At 33.3% G+C, this 20,729-nt stretch carries 21 protein-coding genes; 15 read left to right on the top strand and 6 right to left on the bottom strand.

Translation table 11 applies throughout. The features are described 5' to 3' along the window. Positions 1–86 precede the first annotated feature (86 nt). On the top strand, positions 87–2,612 hold the full coding sequence (locus ACKI3Q_RS04540) for a right-handed parallel beta-helix repeat-containing protein (protein ID WP_407414703.1): 2,526 nt from the start codon (positions 87–89) through the stop codon (positions 2,610–2,612). Positions 2,613–2,695: 83 nt separating this feature from the next. On the opposite strand, the gene ACKI3Q_RS04535 is transcribed toward ACKI3Q_RS04540, so the two are convergent. The 4 genes from ACKI3Q_RS04535 to ACKI3Q_RS04520 form a co-directional block, all read right to left on the bottom strand. After that, positions 2,696–3,340 carry a 4'-phosphopantetheinyl transferase family protein gene (locus tag ACKI3Q_RS04535; protein ID WP_407414701.1) on the bottom strand — a complete coding sequence of 215 codons (645 nt, stop codon included), beginning with the start codon at positions 3,338–3,340 and terminating at the stop codon, positions 2,696–2,698. Beyond that, complete coding sequence (locus ACKI3Q_RS04530) at positions 3,333–5,189, bottom strand: PP2C family protein-serine/threonine phosphatase (protein ID WP_407414699.1); 1,857 nt, start codon at positions 5,187–5,189, stop codon at positions 3,333–3,335. The genes ACKI3Q_RS04535 and ACKI3Q_RS04530 overlap by 8 nt, the downstream gene beginning before the upstream one ends. A 44-nt stretch (positions 5,190–5,233) precedes the next feature. Further along, complete coding sequence (locus tag ACKI3Q_RS04525; RefSeq protein WP_407414697.1) at positions 5,234–5,605, bottom strand: ATP-binding protein; 372 nt, start codon at positions 5,603–5,605, stop codon at positions 5,234–5,236. A 77-nt stretch (positions 5,606–5,682) separates the two neighbouring features. Further along, positions 5,683–5,982 (bottom strand): STAS domain-containing protein, encoded by a 300-nt coding sequence (locus ACKI3Q_RS04520; protein ID WP_407414695.1) that lies wholly within the window; start codon positions 5,980–5,982, stop codon positions 5,683–5,685. 121 nt (positions 5,983–6,103) lie between these two features. Between ACKI3Q_RS04520 and ACKI3Q_RS04515 the strand changes: the two genes are divergently transcribed. The 5 genes from ACKI3Q_RS04515 (at position 6,104) to ACKI3Q_RS04495 (ending at position 9,792) form a co-directional block, all read left to right on the top strand. Beyond that, positions 6,104–6,751 carry a YczE/YyaS/YitT family protein gene (locus ACKI3Q_RS04515; protein ID WP_407414693.1) on the top strand — a complete coding sequence of 216 codons (648 nt, stop codon included), beginning with the start codon at positions 6,104–6,106 and terminating at the stop codon, positions 6,749–6,751. Between the two features lie 9 nt (positions 6,752–6,760). Continuing rightward, positions 6,761–7,480: a 6-hydroxymethylpterin diphosphokinase MptE-like protein gene (locus ACKI3Q_RS04510; protein ID WP_407414691.1), complete on the top strand. Its 720-nt coding sequence runs from the start codon at positions 6,761–6,763 to the stop codon at positions 7,478–7,480. A 33-nt stretch (positions 7,481–7,513) separates the two neighbouring features. Further along, positions 7,514–8,623 (top strand): ORC1-type DNA replication protein, encoded by a 1,110-nt coding sequence (locus ACKI3Q_RS04505; protein ID WP_407414689.1) that lies wholly within the window; start codon positions 7,514–7,516, stop codon positions 8,621–8,623. 393 nt (positions 8,624–9,016) lie between these two features. Further along, entirely contained in the window at positions 9,017–9,439 is a 423-nt protein-coding gene (locus ACKI3Q_RS04500; protein ID WP_407414688.1) for an archease, read from the top strand. A gap of 32 nt (positions 9,440–9,471) precedes the next feature. Next, on the top strand, positions 9,472–9,792 hold the full coding sequence (locus tag ACKI3Q_RS04495) for a hypothetical protein (protein WP_407414686.1): 321 nt from the start codon (positions 9,472–9,474) through the stop codon (positions 9,790–9,792). 117 nt (positions 9,793–9,909) lie between these two features. Here ACKI3Q_RS04495 and ACKI3Q_RS04490 read toward each other — a convergent pair whose 3' ends face one another. After that, positions 9,910–10,392, bottom strand: a complete 483-nt coding sequence (locus tag ACKI3Q_RS04490) for a hypothetical protein (protein WP_407414684.1) — start codon at positions 10,390–10,392, stop codon at positions 9,910–9,912. Positions 10,393–10,531: 139 nt separating this feature from the next. After that, positions 10,532–13,876: a C1 family peptidase gene (locus tag ACKI3Q_RS04485; RefSeq protein WP_407414682.1), complete on the bottom strand. Its 3,345-nt coding sequence runs from the start codon at positions 13,874–13,876 to the stop codon at positions 10,532–10,534. Between the two features lie 239 nt (positions 13,877–14,115). Here ACKI3Q_RS04485 and ACKI3Q_RS04480 point away from each other — a divergent pair, with 239 nt between their 5' ends. The 9 genes from ACKI3Q_RS04480 (at position 14,116) to ACKI3Q_RS04440 (ending at position 20,699) form a co-directional block, all read left to right on the top strand. Next, positions 14,116–15,564 (top strand): RtcB family protein, encoded by a 1,449-nt coding sequence (locus tag ACKI3Q_RS04480; protein WP_407414680.1) that lies wholly within the window; start codon positions 14,116–14,118, stop codon positions 15,562–15,564. 7 nt (positions 15,565–15,571) lie between these two features. Beyond that, on the top strand, positions 15,572–16,327 hold the full coding sequence (gene mtnP, locus ACKI3Q_RS04475) for an S-methyl-5'-thioadenosine phosphorylase (RefSeq protein WP_407414678.1): 756 nt from the start codon (positions 15,572–15,574) through the stop codon (positions 16,325–16,327). Positions 16,328–16,336: 9 nt separating this feature from the next. Next, entirely contained in the window at positions 16,337–16,906 is a 570-nt protein-coding gene (locus ACKI3Q_RS04470) for a flavodoxin family protein (protein WP_407414676.1), read from the top strand. Further along, positions 16,907–17,230, top strand: a complete 324-nt coding sequence (locus tag ACKI3Q_RS04465; protein ID WP_407414674.1) for a NifB/NifX family molybdenum-iron cluster-binding protein — start codon at positions 16,907–16,909, stop codon at positions 17,228–17,230. A 153-nt stretch (positions 17,231–17,383) separates the two neighbouring features. Continuing rightward, positions 17,384–18,079 carry a hypothetical protein gene (locus ACKI3Q_RS04460; protein WP_407414672.1) on the top strand — a complete coding sequence of 232 codons (696 nt, stop codon included), beginning with the start codon at positions 17,384–17,386 and terminating at the stop codon, positions 18,077–18,079. Beyond that, positions 18,076–18,480, top strand: a complete 405-nt coding sequence (locus ACKI3Q_RS04455) for a thioredoxin family protein (RefSeq protein ID WP_407414670.1) — start codon at positions 18,076–18,078, stop codon at positions 18,478–18,480. Before ACKI3Q_RS04460 ends, ACKI3Q_RS04455 begins: the two co-directional genes overlap by 4 nt. Continuing rightward, positions 18,480–19,079, top strand: a complete 600-nt coding sequence (locus ACKI3Q_RS04450; RefSeq protein ID WP_407414668.1) for a cytochrome c biogenesis CcdA family protein — start codon at positions 18,480–18,482, stop codon at positions 19,077–19,079. Before ACKI3Q_RS04455 ends, ACKI3Q_RS04450 begins: the two co-directional genes overlap by 1 nt. 65 nt (positions 19,080–19,144) lie before the next feature. Beyond that, the gene (locus ACKI3Q_RS04445) at positions 19,145–19,738 is read left to right on the top strand and encodes a sugar O-acetyltransferase (RefSeq protein ID WP_407414666.1); all 594 of its coding nucleotides are present in this window, start codon (positions 19,145–19,147) and stop codon (positions 19,736–19,738) included. Between the two features lie 379 nt (positions 19,739–20,117). Continuing rightward, a complete protein-coding gene (locus ACKI3Q_RS04440; protein WP_407414664.1) occupies positions 20,118–20,699 on the top strand; it encodes a 30S ribosomal protein S3ae in 582 nt (193 codons plus the stop codon). Positions 20,700–20,729 lie beyond the last annotated feature (30 nt).

Here is a 20,729-nt window from a genome sequence, read left to right as displayed (position 1 = left end):
TTACATTGATGAAAACTATCAACTGTGTTTTTGAGAATATCTTCCAATATATTTTGCCATTGATGAAATAACTCTGGTGGTATTTAATGTTGAATCTAAAAAGATTAATGATTTTGGTCATAATGAGTGCATGTCTTTTAATAACTGTATCAGGTGCTTTTGCAGCCGATTCAAATCAAATTAGAGGCAATGTTACTGCAGATGGACAAAATCATAAAATAAACATTGATAATCTTAATGTTATGGAAGTAGATAAAAATGCTAATAGCCAGATAAATTTGAAAGACCCTATTCAAAATAATATAAAAGACAATGGATCAGCAAATGGTGGTGTGCCCGGTTCATATGATGATTTGAAGGATGATATTGAGAATTTGCATTCTGGTGATGTTTATAATTTTACAAGGGATTATATATTTGATGGTAATGGTCAGACATTAATATTGCAGGATCGTATTATTGCAATTAATCAGGATAATATCATTATTAACGGTAATGGTTTTACAATTGATGCGGGTGGTTGTCAGAACTTTGCAATATTTAAAATATCTGGAAATAATGTAACAATCAGCAATTTGACCTTTGCTAATAGTGTGCCGGGTAGTATGCCCGATCCAAAGGTTCATGGCAATTACAGTTTTGACAGGATTAACAGCCCAATATGCTGGCAGGGTAACAATGGAACCATGAAAGACTGTAATTTCTACAACAATTGCGCTGTAAATGGTGGTGCAATGACATGGACAGGAAACAATGGAACAATTGAGAATTGCAGGTTTATCAATAACACGGCAAGAGGAGTTGGCGGCGCATTATATATTGGTGGTGTGAACAATACTGTTTCATGGTGTGTTTTTGTTAATTCGACTTCACAGCTAACCGGTGAAGCAATATATGCCGATCGCAACCGTGAAAAAATCAGGTTTGTTAATGATACTTTTAATAATAAAATTCCGGTTATTGATGGTGTTGAATCTAATATTGATGTGGATTATCTTTTCTATTCATATAAGATTCCTGTGTGGGGTAATATATCTGCAGAAAAGGGTTATAAATTGGATATTATTCCATTGTTATATAAAGCCATTATGGTCGGTGGTGTAAATAATATTAGTGAAGATTTTAATTATTTTGCCCAATATTTTAAGGAAAGCGGTGATTTCATTTTGAATTTTGCTGCATATGAGGAAATATCTGATTATGTTTATTTGGACAAATATGCCAAAGATATGTTGAACTTTAAAGTAGATTGGATTGAATCATTCCATATTGATATACCTTCCCTGCCTGTTTTTCACTTTGGTTTTAATTATCTTAAATCAATGTCTTTTTCATACATAACGGATTTCAATCAGGTTTTTGATCGTGTACTTCATGAAAACTATAAATTAAACCTTACACAAAATCTCATTGGTTTTGTTCATGATGTCTATGATTATTCTGATATGTCTTCGGTTAAAGGCTGGGATCAATGGTTTGACACAGATAAAGGTGTTGATAACTTTGTTAATAATTTTGAAGTTATTTTTACAGATAAGATAAATGCTGAATCTGATGTTTGTTGGAGACCAAATATATCTGATTTTGATTCAATTCTTATAATGGGTAACGGTTCAACAATTGATGGTGGTTCCAAAGATGACCGTGGTGAGAAAAAATGGGTTGAAATGGGTGGTGACCGTAATACCATATTTGCGGCTTATGATTTGACTGTTAAAAACTACAACACGGCGGTTGAATGTTTTGCAGGGCAATGTTATTTCAACAATGTTCGCTTTGATAACAATCGTATGAAATATATAATTGAAAGGGATTGGGGTGCAGCAATTATAAATACAGATACTATAGTGTGTGTTAATTGTAGTTTTACTAATAATTATGCCAATAATGGTGGTGCAATCTTTAATCAGGGATTTTTGTCACTTAACCACTGCACATTCAAGGGAAATAAAGCATATGGAGAAGGTGATAATGTATGTGTCGGTGACGGAGGAATGATACAGGTTGATTATGAAGACGTCATAAGTGATACTAAGGATATTTGGTTTGCAGACGGCCTATCTGAGGAGGATTATGGTTGGATGAGCATAGTTGTTTCTGTTGGTGCATTTGCTGCAGGTTTTCTTGCATCTGCCTTTACTTGTAATCCTTTTATTGGCATGGCTATAGGTGCGGCTATTGGTACAGGTTTTGGTATTTTAGCTGCAGAATATTGTTTTGAAGCCAGTTGTTCTATTAATTTAGATAAAGGAAAGTATTATCTTGATTTTGTCCTGATGGGTGCCGTATTTGGTGTATTAGGAGGAGCATGTGGACAACCTTTGTACAATTTCATAGGGGAAATAAGTTCGTATGCTGAAACGGGAAGTCTTGCAGCTGATGCATCTTCAATTGCTGATGCGGGAAGTCTTGTAGCTGATGTATCTTCAATTGCTGATGCGGGAAGTCTTGTAGCTGATATACCTTCAATTGCTGAAGTGGAAGGTTTTGCAGCTGAAGTATCTTCAATTGCTGATGCGGGAAGTGAAGCTGCTAGTACTGCTGGTGATTTGGATGCAGTATTATCTGGTGTCGAAAAAATATTCAGTTCAGTTAGTGGTTATTTGCCATAGGTTATAATCGGACTTGCGAATTGACTGATATTTAAGAGCCGCTGGTTAATAGGGTGATTATCATCACTCTTTTTTTATTTTTTTTAATTAAAATTAGCTGTAAGTTCATTTGCAGAGTATTTTTTAATGTCATTTGTTTTATAGTGTCCTGCTGAAGCTATTTTATACTCTCCAATATCAAATAGGTTGAACTTAAGATTATTCTTATCGTTTTTCAGTTTTATTTCATCATCAATGATTATTTCAAACTGATTCAGTTCCAGGTTAAATCCCAGACCGGTATATTTCATATAGCTTTCTTTCAAAACCCAGTATCTGAAAAATTCATTGCTCGGTTTATCCGATTTCATTATGTTTTCATATTCGCTGTTGAAGAAATAATTCTTAGCTATGTTTAAATCAATTTCAGGGTCATTATATTCAACGTCAACACCGATTTCCTTATCGGATATTGCACAGCAGGCAATGTTTCCTGAATGGCTTAAATTAAAATAGATATTATCATAATTTGATATGTATGCCTTGTCATATTTTCCAATTTTGAATTTGGGATTGGTGATATTCTCTTCATGCAATAGCTTTTGAAGCAACAGGTAAACTCCACAGCTAAGCTTTTTATCTTTTTCAAATCTATAAAAGTCTATTTTTTCTTTCCGTTTATCGGAAACCAGTTCATAACCTTTTTTTAAATCAAGGTTTTCCACATTACAATATGCTATTTTAATCATTTTTATCAATTATTATCAAGGTCATGTCATCAAACTGATCTTTTCCTTTTGAAAATTCGTCAATATCTTTTAAAAGGGTTTCAATTTTCACATGGTCATTGCTTATTTCATTTAATCTGCTGATAAGGCGTTTTTCACCATAAAATTCATCATCAATACTTTTGGCATCAGTTATTCCGTCAGTATATGCAACCAATTTATCGAATTCTTTAATTTCCTCTTTCTTGAATTCAAAGTCATTTACAACCCCCAAAACAATACCGTTATTCATATTCATTTTTTCAAAGCCGTGTTTGTTGCTGACCAATGGCGCTTCATGTCCTGCATTGGAATATGTTAAGACTTTTGTATTCTTATTATAGATTCCAAGCCATAATGTTATAAACATCACTTCAGTATTGTTTTCACATAACTGGTTATTGAGCTGATATAATACTTTGGAAGGGTCTTTTTCAGTTTTGAGCAGTTGCTTGATGATTGCGTGGGTAATTGTTGAAAGTAATGCTGCAGGAACGCCCTTTCCAGATGCATCACCAATTACCATTGCTAAATTTTCATCATCTATTTCGTAATAATCATAAAAGTCTCCACCAACTTCTCTTGCAGGTTTTGAATTTCCATAAACTGAGTAGTCATCATTTTCAATACTTTCTGTTGGCAGAATTGATCTTTGAATTTTTTCAGCAATACTGAGTTCCGCTTCAATTCTATGTTTTTCCCCTTCAATTTTTTCTATATTTTCAATGTATTCGTTATTGTTGTTAATTAAGTCAGTATAGCTTCTGGCTAGCATTCCGATTTCATCATTCTCTTGAATATGGTCAGAATATACTTTAAGCAGTTCCTCTGATTGGATTTTATCTCCTTTCTTAATGTATGCCTCTATTTTTGAAAATGAAAATATTGGATCAATTACTTTCATTTCAATATATCTTAAAACAAAAATACATGGGATAAAGAAGACAACAAGCAAAATGTCTGATATTACCATAGTGTAGAGAATTATGTCTTCCATCTCTACTGGGGAAAGTATGTCTATAGCTGCAATCAGCACATCATTTGTGGCAACTACATAAGATATGGCTATGATAAGCAGCGTTGCTAAAAGGAATATGCTCATTATTTTTTCGGGGATTGGTGTATAATTTATTTTGGTTACTTTTGATTTTATTGGCTTTGTTATGTATATGTATATCAATGCCAGAATAATGAGGATTTTGACAATTGTTGTTTGAGTATTCTGGACAAAATAATAATCATGTAACAGAATTATTATTGTGGATATCAATATCAGTATGCCGATTGCATTATAAAATTTTGTATTGGCTTTTCTTTCAGATATTTTGGGGATATGGACAAAATCAATTCTTTTTGAAATCCAAATTCCAATAATTCCAAATACAAATGCAGAATTAAGAAAATTAATATAATATCTTGCTCCAATTTCAAAACTGATGTCTATTGTATTGGGATATAAAATATAAATTAATTCTTTTTGAATCATACCGAATAATGAGGCACATGCCACGATTATTCCTACAAACAAAAGCAGATGTAATGTATTGGTTAATCGGGGTGGGACAATTTTGCGTCTCCATCTATAGTTCCCATACCATAATTTATATGCCAAATATGAGATTCCTAGAGTTACGATTTCACCTGTAACAGTAAACATTATGTTATAATTTCTAATAATGTCACATATTGTATTTGCAATAACTGCTCCGGCAACACCATATGGTCCAAAAAGCAGGCCTGAAATAAAAACAATTCCTACATGTGGTGAGTATCCGTAGCCGAAAGCATCACTTAACATTAAACTATAGGAGCCCAAATTAATGACCATCATCAGAATAAAGGGCACAAATATTTTTTTTAAATTCTTTTTGTTCATCATGCACCTTTTTTAATAACTTTCAGATGGTTTTCTCCATTTTCATAAGTGTATGTCATTTCATCAGCATAATCCTTTGCAAGTAAGATTCCTAAGCCTCCAACTTCCACTTCATTAATGTCGCCGGATTTTTTAGAGCTTTCATGGGATGTAGGGTCGAATTCAATTCCGTTATCAATAAATTCTATTGTCAAATCTCCATCATAATCAACATTCACAATAATGTAATCGGCATTGGAATAATTGACGATATTTACAAACAGTTCTTCTACCGCCAATTCTGTAGGAATGCTCATTTCATGGGTTTCGGCAATGAATTCTTTTAGAGCATATAATTCATTTAACTCAACTTTTAGTTTTATTGAATTCATATTATCACTTTGGTGTTGATTACTTTTTCAGATGTCATTTTCTATGAGAAAATGTATTATAATGCTTTAAGATTTTTTTATTCAATGTTTAATATAGTGTCCAATCCGGAAACAGTAAGAATGTCTTTTATTGTGCCAGGTGTGTTTATAATTTTAAATGGAATTCCTTCAGGTTGCAATTTTTTTTGTGTTGCAATAAGGACTCTTAATCCTGCACTTGAAATGTATTCCAGGTTTGCAAAATCTAAAATCAATGAATCGAACTTTCCGATTTCATCATTAATTTCATTTTCAAAATCAGGTGCGGTAACGGTATCAATTTGATTGTCAACAGTAATTGTCAATTCTTTGTCATTATAATTTTTTTCGATATTCATTTTATCCCCTTCTGTAAATTAATATATTTTATTATATTTATTCATATAATTATTTTTTGTTCATTTTATTAATTTTCATTATCAAATAATTTTAAATATTTCATTTGATATATCATTATTGATGATTAAAAGAATTTGTCTTTTTGTTTTAGGGCTGTTAATTATGGCCTTTGGGGTTGCCTTTTCTATCAAATCCACTTTTGGGACAACTCCTATCAGTTCAATTTCATATGCCCTAAATCTGTGTACGGGCATTAATATTGGCATTACAACATTTGTTTTTAATGCTGCCTTGATTTTCATTCAACTTTTTATCTTAAGGTCAAGATTCAAGCCAAAACGATTGCTGCAGTTCATTAACTGCTTTGTATTTTCCTATTTCACAGATTTGACATTGAACATTGTCTATTCATTAAATATTCCTGATAGTCTGATTATCAACGTAATACTGATTTTTGTTAGCATTTTTTTGATAGCTCTTGGAATATTCATTTACATGCCCACCGATATTGCGCCATTGCCTGGTGAGGGCTGCGTTGAAGCGGTAGCTATCGTTACCAATTGGAGGTTCTCATCAGTTAAAATAGCTTTTGACACTACAATGGTAATCATATCCGTTGTCATGTGCTATTTCTTCTATTCAACTCCTTGGGGAAGTGTCAATATCGGGACTGTGATTTCTGCGTTTCTGGTCGGTTTCACATTAAGACAAATTGCAAAATTATATAATCATATAACTGGTAAAAATATTAATATTGTTAACAAGTGAGGTTAAATCATGGAATTTGGTGAATGGAATATATACTATAAAGAAATCTTGGATGATTTTGGATTCTCACGTGAAGATGATGAAAAATGTGCCCAAGTATTGGATGAGATTTTATCTGAAAAGGGTTGTTTAACGCTCGATGATTTAAGTAAAATTGTTGGATTTTCAGATAAGTTTATCGTATTTGGTGCAGGTCCGTCACTTAAAGATCATATTGTGGAACTTAAGGAAAACTATGACTTAAGGGATTATGTGCTGGTTGCGGCAGACGGAGCTACAACAGCATTAATAGAAGAAAGAATCGTGCCTGATATAGTAGTAACTGATTTGGACGGCAATTTGGATGACATTCTATTGGCGGATTTAAGAGGAGCCAATATTGTTGTGCATGCCCATGGAGACAACTTGGATAAGATTGTTCAGATAACTCCTTATTTCACGAATGTTCTTGGAACCACTCAGGCCCAGCCTGTAGGAAATATTTACAACTTCGGCGGATTTACCGATGGAGACAGAGCCATATTTTTGACTGTGGCATTAGGAGCATCTGAAGTAACTCTTGCAGGAATGGACTTTGGGGATATTGTAACTAAATATTCAAGACCTAATATACCTGATATTGTGGGACCTGCCGATGAGGTTAAACGCAAAAAATTGCAGTATGCAGAAAAATTAACAAATTGGATAATTGAAAATGAAAATGTCGACATTATAAATCTTATTAAGTAATCTTTTTTAATAATTATAAACAAAGTAGATACCATGGGAATTGAAGATATATTAATGCATGATGAAAGTCTTTTTCAGAATATAAATGCTTTTGATCCGGACTACCTGCCTCCAAATTATAATTACAGAGATACTCAAATGGAAGCAATGGCAATGTCTATAAGGCCTGCAATGCGTGGAGGTCAGCCATCCAATGCAGTTGTTCTAGGCTCACCTGCAACAGGAAAAACAACAGCGATTAAGAAAGTATATGAACTTGTTGAAAAAAATACGGAGAAAGTCGTTTGTGTTTATATCAACTGTCAGCTACACACCACAAGATTCGGTATCATCTCACAGGTTCACAAAAAGATTTTCGGATACTTGCCTCCTGAAACAGGTGTTCCTTTTGCAAGAATCTATGAAAAGGTCATGCTTGAACTTCAAAAAAATGGCCAATCATTAATATTGGCATTGGATGATGTTAACTATTTATTCCAGAGCAATAATGCAAACAAATTATTTTATGACATTTTAAGAGCATATGAAGAATATGAAGGTGTAAAAACAGCTATTTTTGCAATATTATCTGATTTGGAATTTAAATATGCATTTGATAAAAATGTAAATACTGTCTTCATTCCTCAAGAAATCACATTCCCCCCTTATTCCTATTCTGAAATTGAAGACATATTAAGAGATAGAGTTAAAGCAGGATTTTTCCCGGGAGTATTGGGTGATGACATTTTGGAACAAATTGCAATGTATACCTTTGACAATGGTGATTTAAGAACAGGCATTAACCTTCTCAGAAGCTGCGGCAATATTGCGGAAGCTGATGCATCACGTGAAATAACCCAGGAGCATTTCGACAAAGCCATCGATTCATTGGTTTCAGTAAATGTCTCTCAAATTTTATCTTCACTAACCAATACTGAAATGAGTCTTCTAAAATTAATCATCGATAGTGAACCCAACATTACTGCAGGCGAATTGGGCGATGCATTCCGTGAAAAAGAAAAAGTTAGCTATTCGTCTTATGCCAGAACTTTAGACAAGCTTGAATTTTTAAGGTTAATAGATACAAAATATACAGGATCAGGATCTCGAGGTAATTCTCGTGAAATAATCCTTAGATTTGACCCTGATGATTTTAGTATTTAACCTGTATATTTTAACGGAAGTTAGTTTTGTATTCTAAAATTAGATTAAATTGCAAGATAACGCCCTTTGTACTTATAGCTTAAGGGTTTGGTATTTTAATCTAATTATACTCATGTCCCTTTTATAAGAGATATGGGTTTTGTGCTGTCGCAACAGAAAGCACAGATAAAAGTAACACTACAAATACGGTGAGCGTTACCATGCAAGCTTGAATATCAATGTTTGAATATGCAATTTCGTCAATAATTGAAGTTCTTTTTCTTAAATCTGCTCTTTTGGAAGTATTTGTATTTTTTAACATAATATCACATCACTATATTTAAGTTGTTTAATACCCATATATAAGCAAAGAGCGAGAGAGCATTTGAAGAGTATTATTTCGAAGGTAAAATTATGAAAAATTTTGAATATTTTGATGTTACGGCAGATATCGGCTTTTATGCATTTGGCAAAAACTTAAATGAGGCTTTTGAAAATGCCGGTATGGCAATGTTTAATATAATATCAAATACGGATAATATTGATAAAGAAAAATCAATAGAATTTGAAATAACTTCTGAAGATAATGTATCTTTATTATACGACTATTTAGAAGAATTATTGTTTTATCATGAAGTTGAATTCATGTTATTCAGTGGTTTTAATGTTAAAATCGATGAAACAGAAGGTATTTATCATCTTAAAGCTATTATTGAAGGTGAAAATATTAACTGGGATAAACATGAACGAAATTCCGAAATAAAAGCCATAACATTCCATCAAATGGAAGTTGACATATCAGATGTCGTCACGCTGAAGGTCATTGTTGACTTATAATTATAAATAAAATGCAAAACAATATAATAATTATGAGAAAAGTTAGAACTACGTCCAGATTATTTGAGCAGGTATGTGGTGTTTTAGGTTCATTTTTATGTTTGATTTCCGGATCATTCATATTGCTTATTCAAAGTGGGGGTGCTGAAGGAAATTCATTTTTAGCAATATTGGCTATTGTTGGGGCTTTTATAGGTTTCATATCTGCATATTGTGCCAATAAGCACTTGGAAGCTGCTGGTGTTGGTTTTATAGTTGCAGCTATTCTTGTTTTGATTGGAACCCCACATTTGGTTAAATTATGTACATTACTGCTTCTGATTGCAGGATTATCTTCATTATTTAGAAAATAATTTTTTTTAAATAAAAAGAATATTTTTTTTTCTTAAAGAAAATGAGTTTGTTATCAATGTTTTTTTTTGATTGAATTGATAGTAAAATCATTAAAAAAGAAAAAGAATAGCTTAAAGTTAAGCTATTACAACGTTGTTAAGTAAATTTTTATCAGTTACAGATACGAGTATCAAACATCCATCTTTAACATATGTGAATACATATACTCCGTTTTCTGAATCCAATTTTCCCGGCATTTTATTGATTGTGGTTGAATTTCCGCTAAAAGAGTTTAAAACTTCATCAGAACTTAATCCAAGACCAGTATAATTGGCGACATAGATTCCAATTCCATTTTGATCTTTAATAAATAATTTCGCACTGGAGTTTAATCCAAGTTTTTTAAATGAAGCTTCTATTTCTTTGCTGGTGTTTGAATTGTCTTCTTCAAAACCTGCAGGGATATTAAACTTGATTCCACCAATATCCACTGTTTTACCAGCATTTGCTGTTTTATTTCCATCATTTCCAAGAATGTCTCCCAAGTCGAAAGCGGAAACTGCAGTTATACTTACTGCAACAATCAACAATGCTAATATTGCAATTATTTTTTTGTTCATTTTGCACCTCCAATAATAAATTTATTTTTCGATTTAAATATGTTTATCTAAAAAATAGGTAGGTAATTGACACATATAATGTAATATTCTAATAAATTTTTCAAGAACTGGATTAAAAAATAAGATTAAGAGGATGTGGTTAATCCTCTTTTGCTGCAATTGTAATTTTATTGAAGATAACTGCTTCGCCGTATTGTGAGGTGATGATATATTCTCCAGGCATTAGGTTAATGTTTAGTCTAGCTATACCATTTGAATCGGTGTATCTTGTGTAGAATACTCCGTTGATGTTGAATGTTACGCCTACATTAACTAAATGTTTGCCTTGGCCATCTACAACGCTTGCATTGAATGTTGAACCGTCCTGATATGTCATTTCCAAATCGGTAGCATTTATAATCGGTAAAACTGTGATGCTGTATGACATTTGAAGGCCGGTCAATGGGTCGATTGCGGTCAGGATGTATTCTCCAGGGTTTAGGTTGATGTTTAATTTTGCAGTTCCGTTTTCGTTGGTTGTACGATTGTAGAAAACACCATTGATGTTCATTGTAATGTTGACATTAGGAACAGCTTTTCCTGTACCGTCAATCAATGTGATGTAGAACTGTGAAGCGTTTCTGTAGTATTTAACTAAATCCTGTGCAATTAATGTTGGCAATACTTCAATGTTATTTTCAACAGTGGTGCCGTTAAATGTAGTTTTGATTGTGTAGTTTCCTGGGTTCATGTTGATGTTTAATCTTGCAGTTCCGTTTGCATCACTTAAACGAGTGTAATTTACACCATTAATTTCAAAGGTTACAGTTTCATTTGCATACTCAATAGCTGCTTCAAATTGGGAATCGTTTTTATAGATTTTAACCAAGTCTTGAGTGTAGATGCTTAACTCTTTAGTATAGACTTTTAAAGTGATAGTTTTATTTTCCGGACCCATATCTTTCCATTTGCCGTCTGTATTGATAAAACTAATATTGTATAGGAAAGTTTGTCTTGTTGCACTGATTATAGGTATGCTTTGCTTAGTCATCACAACATTAAATGTGTCATTGGTCTTAATTGGAATTTCTTTGGTTAATCTGACTGTATGGTATCCGCGATATGGTGCGGTTCCATTTTGTGTATGTTTTAACACACCATTTACATAGATTTCAAATGTGTAGTCTTCATCTTCACCGCTAAAGTAAGTTCCGACAGCACTGATTAATTCATTGCCGGTGCTGTTATAATATATTGTGTAGTTTACATCAGATTCATATTCTTCAATAGTTAAATTTCCACTCAAATCGGTCTGGTAATTTTTTGTATAATTTTCCGTATTTTCAATAATAAATCCTATATTATATTTATAATGGAAAATACTTGGATCATAATATGAAATGTATCCGTATCCTTGTTCTCCCCATTCACTACCCCAGCTGTTTTTAAATATCCATGCTCCGTTTCCTGGTGGGGTAATTATGAAGTTACTTGCTGAAAAATTATCGTCCCATCCAACAACAGTAATTGCATGGTTCTGTTCAGTACTATTGTACTGGTATTGTGCTGAGGTATTTTCATTGTAATAAGGACTTTCTTGGCATGCATTATATGTAACATCCACCGCACCATATTTTATTATTGCATTTTTTATTGCATCATTGTCTGTTGCATTTTCACGTGGGCCTAAAATTATTGCATCATGGATGTGTATGTTTTCATTCGCATCAAGCAGTGGAGATATTTTACCTAATTCATCATAATAATCAAATTCTACTGGGTAAGGTCCAAGCCAACCTATAAGATATGCCAAAGCCCATTCAGCGTATCCTCCTTCTGTAGTTTCTTCAGAACCATATTTTGAGTATTTTAATCCAATGTCTTGCATATTGTTTTCTGAAAAGTCATATGTAGTGCCTGTAGCTTTAATCAACGCTGATTCTAGTGCTCCAATAGCTCCGAATGCCCAGCATGAGCCCATGTCACCTTGGTCCTTAACAGGACTTACCCATCCCCATTCACGCAAGTCAAAACGTGAAGGTAATGTTTCTACAATAATTGTATTATTAATGAGTTCAAGAGGCATTGTTTTGCCCGCTATGCTGGTTATATAATTTGTATCATTTAACTCTTGAGTATCATTTTTTAAAGTGACATTTAGTTCACAGTCACTAAAGACTGCATGAATAGATTCGCCATTATTTTCAAATTCACAATTGATCATATTCAATAAACAATTGTATGCATAAACTGCATTTACATCATTATCTGTGAATATCAAATCGGTTGCATTTACTCTTGACATGTCGCAATAAATTGCGCCTCCATTATATGTTTTATTATTAATTATGTTATTTGAATCAAAAGTATTGTTGTCCAAATTTAAATTCGTATATGATACATATACTGCGCCTCCATCATATTCTGCAGTATTGTTTGAAAAAACAGAATTTTCTATTGTCAGATTACCTTCCAATTGGACTAAAGCACCACCGAAGTCACCGCTGCAATTAAAGAATGATGAATTTGTTATATGTGTATTGAAGTCTTTATAATTGTTACCCATATCTATATAAACTCCACCACCATTTTTCTCTGCTATATCATTTGCAAAGGTACAGTTATTTATTTCTATGATATTTGGCTGTCTTATTCCTATTGCACCTGCAGTTGTATTAGCATATAAATTTACAAAGTATGAATCTGAAATGCTTATATTTCCTTGAGCAAACACTGCTGCACTATATTTGGATTTTGAATTGGTAAATGTTGAATTAATAATAGTTATGTTACTTAAAGAGTAAATGCTGCCTCCCCATTGGGCAGTATTATTGTTAAAAATACAATTTTTAATTATTGTAATGTTTGAAGTGTATATGGCTCCGCCATTTTCATCTGAAATTAAATTTGCAAATCCTGAATCCGTTACTGTAAGGGTTTCGTTACAATATATTGCTGTTCCGGTTGAACCTGTCGAATTAATAAATACTGATCTGCCAATATGGGTCGGTCCAGTTGCATAAATATTTCCCCCCACTTTTGCAGCAGTATTGTTGCTGAAAATACAATCGTTTATTACACTTGTCTCAAAATTAAATAATGCTCCACCATTTTTACTAGCATTATTGTTGATAAATGTTACGTTGTTTAAAATTATATTAGAATTTGCATAAATGGCCGCTCCATTTTCTGGAGAGTATCCATTGATCAATTTAATGTTGGATATTGACACAATATTTCCAATAACATTAAAAATAGTGGCTTGATTTGAAGCGTCTATTGTGTGGCCGTTACCGTTTATTGAAAAAATAGTTTTATTTATTACAATTCCATCTTTTAAATCATTGTCCGTCGAATTATCATATGTATAGTCTTGTGTTATTTCTAAACTATAAGCACTATCATCAATTTCGTCCTGAAGTGCTGTAAAGTTTCCTTCAGCTGAAACAGCGCTAATAGATATGAATAAAACAAGAAATATTAAAAATATTTTTATTTTCTTCATATTTTTTTCTCCCAGTTTGTAAGTGTATTTATATTTTTTACTTTTTAAAAAGTTATCTGTCTGTTCAATTAATGGGAACGAATATTGAATAATTTTTGAACTGAAAATTAAATTGAGGTGTTTTCTAAACAATAATGGATTATTTGACGAAATATTTTCTATTATTTTTCTGGGTAATATGGATAAATTATTTAATCAATTAAATCAAAATATTAAAACATACTAAACTCGTGATTTTTATGACTATCAAAGATGAAATTAAAAAAATTAGGGATAATGTTTATGAAGTCCCTGGAAGCTATAACAGGAAAATGAGAGCTTCCGGAAGATTATATATTGATGATGAAAGTTTTGATGCCCTTGAAGAGGGAGCAGTCCAGCAGATAGTTAATGTTGCATGCTTGCCTGGTGTATTCAGATATTCCATTGCAATGCCGGATATCCATTTTGGATACGGTTTTCCGATTGGTGGAGTTGCAGCATTCAACATGAGAAACGGTGTTGTGTCTCCTGGTGGTGTGGGATTTGACATTAATTGTGGAGTAAGGCTGATTAAATCTAATTTGAGCCAGGAAGACATCGAAGATCATTTGGATGAGCTTGTTGATGCATTATTTAAAAATGTTCCTTCAGGTGTAGGTTCAAAAGGAAAAGTGAAACTATCTCAAGAGGATATTGATGACGTTCTGGATTATGGTGCTGAATGGGCTGTTGAAAAAGGTTATGGATGGGATGAAGACCTGGAAGTTTTGGAGGAAAACGGTAGAATTGTAGCTGCAGATTCCTTTGAAGTCAGTGACAAGGCTAAAAAAAGAGGAATTCCTCAACTTGGATCTCTTGGTTCAGGTAATCATTTCCTGGAAATTCAGGTTGTCGATGAAATTTACAACGAAGAGGTAGCTGAAGTCTATGGTCTGGAAAAGGGAATGATTGTCATCATGGTACATACAGGTTCCAGAGGCTGCGGACACCAGGTATGTTCAGATTACTTAAGACTAATGGATAAGGCTTATAAAAATTATAAAATAGATATTGCAGACAGACAACTTGCCTGCGCACCTATTGATTCTAAAGAAGCACAAAGCTACTTGAGTGCAATGTATGCTGCAGCCAATTATGCATGGGCAAACAGGCAGATGATTACCCATTGGATTCGTGAATCCTTTGAGGATGTTTTAGGCAAATCCGCCCGTGACATGGACATGCAGATAGTCTATGATGTAGCACACAATATCGCAAAAGAAGAAACTCATAATTTTAAAGGAAACGACGTTGAGGTTCTTGTCCACAGAAAAGGGGCAACCCGTGCATTCGGACCTGGCCGTGAAGAGGTTCCACTCAAATACCGTGAAGTCGGCCAGCCTGTATTGATTCCAGGAACTATGGGTACAGCTTCCTACGTATTGCACGGAACCGAAACTGCAATGGAAGAGACTTTCGGTTCAACAGCACACGGTGCAGGAAGAGTTCTTTCACGTTCACAGGCTAAAAAGGACTACGATCCTGAAGATATTGTCAACTACATGAAAAGCAACGGAATTAGAGTTAAGGCAACATCCAAAAATGTAATTGCTGAGGAAGCGCCTGGTGCATATAAGGATGTTGACAGCGTAGTTCGCGTATCCGATTCTACAGGAATCGCAAAGCTTGTTGCAAAACTCAAGCCTTTAGCAGTTACAAAAGGATAGTATTAAAATGATTGGAATTATTGGTGGAAGCGGAGTTTATGAAATAACCTCCAGGGCAGATAATGTTGAAAAGAAGATAGTCACTACGGATTACGGGGATGTTGAAGTATCCATTTTGGATATTTTCTCAAAAAAAGTAGCATTCATCCCAAGACATGCCTCTGGTCACAGCATTCCTCCACATAAAATCAATTTCAGAGCTAATATTGATGCACTTAAAAATGTTGGGGTTACTCAGGTAATAGCAACGAATTCTGTCGGTTCAATGAATCTGGAAATGCCTCCTGGGTCATTTGTCATTCCTGATGATTTTCTGGACTTTTCAGAAAGTCGTGAAAAGACCTTTTATGAGGATAAGGTTGTTCATATTGATGTAACGGAACCATATTGTTCTCATTTAAGGGATATCCTAAAGGAATCTGGTGATGTGATATTGGGAGGAACCTACGTCTGCACACAGGGTCCAAGATTTGAAACTCCTGCTGAGATAAGGATGTTTAAAATGCTTGGAGGAGATTTGGTTGGCATGACAGGTCTTCCTGAGGTGACTCTGGCTCGTGAAAGGGAAATGTGTTATAATTCAATTTGCATTGTTTCCAATTATGCTTCAGGAATATCAGAAAACGAATTGACAATTGACGAAGTATTTGAAATGGTCCAGTCTCTTGAAAAGGATTTGCTTGAATTAATATATAATTTCATTAAAAATGCAGAGGATTGTGATTGTTCCTGCCACCATGCATTGGATGGTGCTGAAGTTTAGGGTGACATCATGGCAAAAGTAATATTGTTGAACGCTTCTCCAAGAGCCAATAGTAATACGCTGGATGTTTTGAAGGCATGTGCAGAAGAAATAGAGAAAAACGGTGTTGAAACTGAAATTCTATCCCTTAAAGGCAAGACAATTCAATCATGTGTTGCCTGCCTGAAATGTCGTGAAAAGGGAAACTGCGTTTTAAATGATGGCTTGGATGAAATTATTGATAAGATTCGCGATGCGGACGGTTTTATTCCGGCAGCGCCGGTTTACTTTGGAACTGCAAGGGGAGACATCATGGCGGCACTTCAAAGAATCGGTAAGGTCTCAAGAGACACGGACAAATTCCTGACATGGAAAGTGGGAGGTCCTATAGCCGTCGGAAGACGCGGGGGTCAGACATTGACGCTGCAGGAAATGATGATGTTTTTCCCGATTAATAACATGATTGTTGCAGGCAGTACCTACTGGAATATGGTTGTTGCAGGTGAAGAGGGAACCGCTTTTGAAGACACTGAAGGAATTCAAACTATACGATTATTTGGTGAAAATGTTGCTCGAATAATAAAAAAACTAGGTGATTAAATGAAAATAGCTGTTGTATCTTCCAATGGTCAGGATGTGGATTTGCATTTGGGAAAAGGATATTCCCTATACATATATGACTATGAAAACGATGATTTGACCCTTGTTGAACATAGGGAAGTTGATATAGATCTTGAAAGCCAGCATCAGGGCGGAAAAGTAATTAGTGCATGTGAAGACTGTGATGTTATCATTACTGCACAATATGGTTTTAAATCTAAAGTCAAAGCTGACCAGGCCAATATTAAATTGGTGATGGATGAAGGATCTGTCGATGAGGTTTTGAAACGCTACATTGACCATTATAACTTCATGAAAAATTAAATGTGTTATTTAAATTTCAAGCAGTTGATTTCATCCTGCTTGATGTTTTCCATCACTTTTTCTTTCAACATTTTTTAGCATTTTTTGTAATTTGTGTTATTTGACATATTTTTTCCCTATAACTTTATTAATATTTAAAATAAATTTTATACTATGTCTAATATTGATTGGTTTAGTTTTGAAAATAAGGATTTGGATTTTCCGTTCTATAAGAAAAATCCATATATGCCAAAATGGGGCTGGATTATACTGTTTTTTGCTGCAGGACTAGGTTTTATAGTTGCTTCTAGCGAATCATTAGTATTTGGTCTAATTGGCTGTTGTATTTCAATCATTCCAGTATTGTATTTTTTAAAATGGGATTATAAGGCAATATTTCAAATGCCCAAAGCCAAAGAAATTGCACTTGCAGTAGGACTTTTTGTAGGATATATGATTTATGCATTAGTTATGGACACTGCTTTGACTGCACTTTCCATACCTTCTGCCACGCTTGTAGATGAATCTACAACAACGATATGGTCAATTCCTCCCTTAATTTTTTCATTAATGGGTGAAGAATTTATCAAATTCGTTCCGTTCATGTTTTTTTTAAGAATATTCTATAAATATACTGACAACCGTAAATTGTCTGTAATTGTATCCATGCTTTTGGTAATGTTAGGTTTTGCATATTTGCATGCATTGGACCCTAAATTTTTGTTATATGCATTTTGTATGCAGGGTTTAGGTTCAATATTTGAATTTATTGGTTATATCAAAACTAAGAATATATTAATTTCATATATTACGCATTTATGTACTGATGTGTTTATTTTGTCAATGATTATTATGGGGGTATTTGTATGAGAAAAGACGTTATGCTATTGTTAATTTTAGCTATTTTAACAGCCAGCATATCTGCTGGCTTTGCTGCTGATCCAATTAATAACGCTACTGATTTATCAGGTGCTATTAATCAGGCTCATGCAGAAAATAAAAGCGTTATGGTGGTATTTGATCAAAAGGATTGCAAGTATTGTGACATGTTTAATAAGGATGTATTGTCTAACGGTAATGTAATATCCGAGTTAAACAAAAACTATATTTTAGTTTTTGTCGACATCAACGCTCATCCGGATATTGCCGGCAAATATAAAGTCTTTGGAACACCGACTACAGTATTTTTAGATTCAAATCAAAAGGAAATTCAACGCATTGAGGGTTATGTTGATGCCAATGAATTTTTAAAGGTAATTAAGGCGATATAATGGAAGTTTTTCCATTAATCTCTTTTTTCATGGGGGTAATTTCAATATTGTCTCCATGCATATTGCCTATTCTGCCTATTTTTATAGCATTTAGCTTGAAGACCAAATCAAAAATTGAAATAATATCATTTACTTTAGGGTTATTTTCGATTTTTACAGTCATTATTTTTCTAACGGGATTCTTTACAGAGATTCTCTATAGGTATATTGTTTATGTGAGATATGTCTCAGCTATTATACTGCTGATTATAGGAATTATGATGCTGTTTGATTATTCATTTAGCTTTGTAAATGTCAAGTCAAAAAATCATGATGGGGTTTTGGGATCATTCAGCCTTGGTTTTTTAACTTCTATTGCATGGGCTCCGTGTTACAGTGCTTATCTGATTTCATTGATTTCACTTCTGGTAACATCAGGCAATTCATTATATGCTGCATTCAACATTATTCTATATGCTTTAGGTTTTGGATTGACCATGCTTGTTTTGAGTTTTGTTTTATCCAAAATCGATTTGGAATCATTCATAAAAAAGACAAATTACATACCGAAAATTTTTGCTGTGTTGATTATTATAGGTGCAATTTATCTTATGTTTTAATGATTTTTCAAAAACTTTGTTGATATTCGCCATATTTTTATTTGTGATAAATCAATAGTTAAACTATGAAAGAAATTGAAAAATTAAAGGCAGGTCTTGAATATTCTTATGATGATGAAGAAATAAGTTTGCTTAAATTAAGGGCAATCCAAAACAGTACTAAATTTAATTCAATTGATGATGCTGATTTTGAAAAGCAATATGAGGTGCTATGTGAGATTTTAGGCTCTGTGGGAAGTAATGTCATGATGTGCAAACGATTTTCTTTTGACAATGGAAAAAACATTTTCATAGGAGATAATTTTACAGCAAACTATAATCTAACAATTCTTGATATTAAAGAGGTCTATATTGGGGACAATGTAATGATTGGACCAAATACATTAATTACAACTGTTAATCATCCATTAAGTCCAAAAGGTCGACGTAAACATTTGGCAAAAGCAACAGAAATCCATATTGGTAATGATGTGTGGTTGGGGGGTAATGTTACGGTTCTTCCTGGAGTAACAATTGGAAATAATGTTGTTGTCGGTGCCGGTGCAGTTGTTACAAAGGATATTCCAGACAATTCACTTGCCCTGGGAGTTCCTGCAAGAGTTGTTAAAAAAATAGATAATGATATTGAAGAAACAGAAAATGCGCCCGAACAGAAGTGATTTGGGGAAAAATAGAATGGAAAATCCAATGTCATTTTAAAAATTATTGAAATATTTCAAATCGGCAATGTTTTGAAAAAGAGGTTATATTTTTTTTAACAATATTTATATACCATGAATAAAATATGTAATAGTAACCTTTAAGGGCGGGTTTTAATTAAATAAAACTGAATTACAAATTATTCTTTAAATAACGTGAGAAGAACTCACAATAGTCAAATAAGAGATTATAGAGATATAATCTGTTATAATTTCATTTTATAGATTATTTTATGTAAGATTACTGAAATACTCTATTTGAGGACTATTTTTCAAAATTAAATAGCTATTCGCTAAATTATAAAAAAAATATTTTAAAAATTTAAAAACGGTTGATATAATGGCAAAGGCAAAAGCAAGACGTAGAGTACGTGATACTTGGAAAGAAAAATCATGGTTTACTATTAAAACACCATTAATGTTTGAAGAAAAAGAAATTGGAGAAACTCCAGCTAAAGATGCAGATCTCTTAATCGGAAGAGGCGTTGAAGTTACAATGAGGGAATTAACCGGTGACTTCTCAAAACAATACATCAAACTCAGATTTGAAATCGATAATGTAGCTGGCGATGTTGCATCCACAAAATTCACTGGTCACAAAACCACTACCGATTATGTAAGAAGTATGATTAGAAGAGGAACTTCCAGAATCGATGCTTCCACTATCGTAACAACTAAAGATGAACGCAAAATCAAACTTCATGTATTGGCAGTAACTATCAGAAGAGCAAAATCTTCCCAGCAAAAATACATGAGACAAGTAATCATTGACTTACTTAAAGAAACTGCTGCTGAAAGAACTTACGAAGAATTAGTTAAATCATCAGTAAACGGTAAATTAGCTTCTGAAATTTACCACAGAGCTAAAAAAATCTACCCACTTAAAAGAGTGGAAATTATCAAAAGTAAAGTAATCAAATAGGATTACTTTTACATATTCTTTTTTTTTAAT

Origin of the sequence: Methanobrevibacter sp. (assembly GCF_045636185.1) — an archaeon.
GTDB lineage: Archaea > Methanobacteriota > Methanobacteria > Methanobacteriales > Methanobacteriaceae > Methanocatella.
This window is presented reverse-complemented; position numbering and strand designations above follow the sequence as displayed.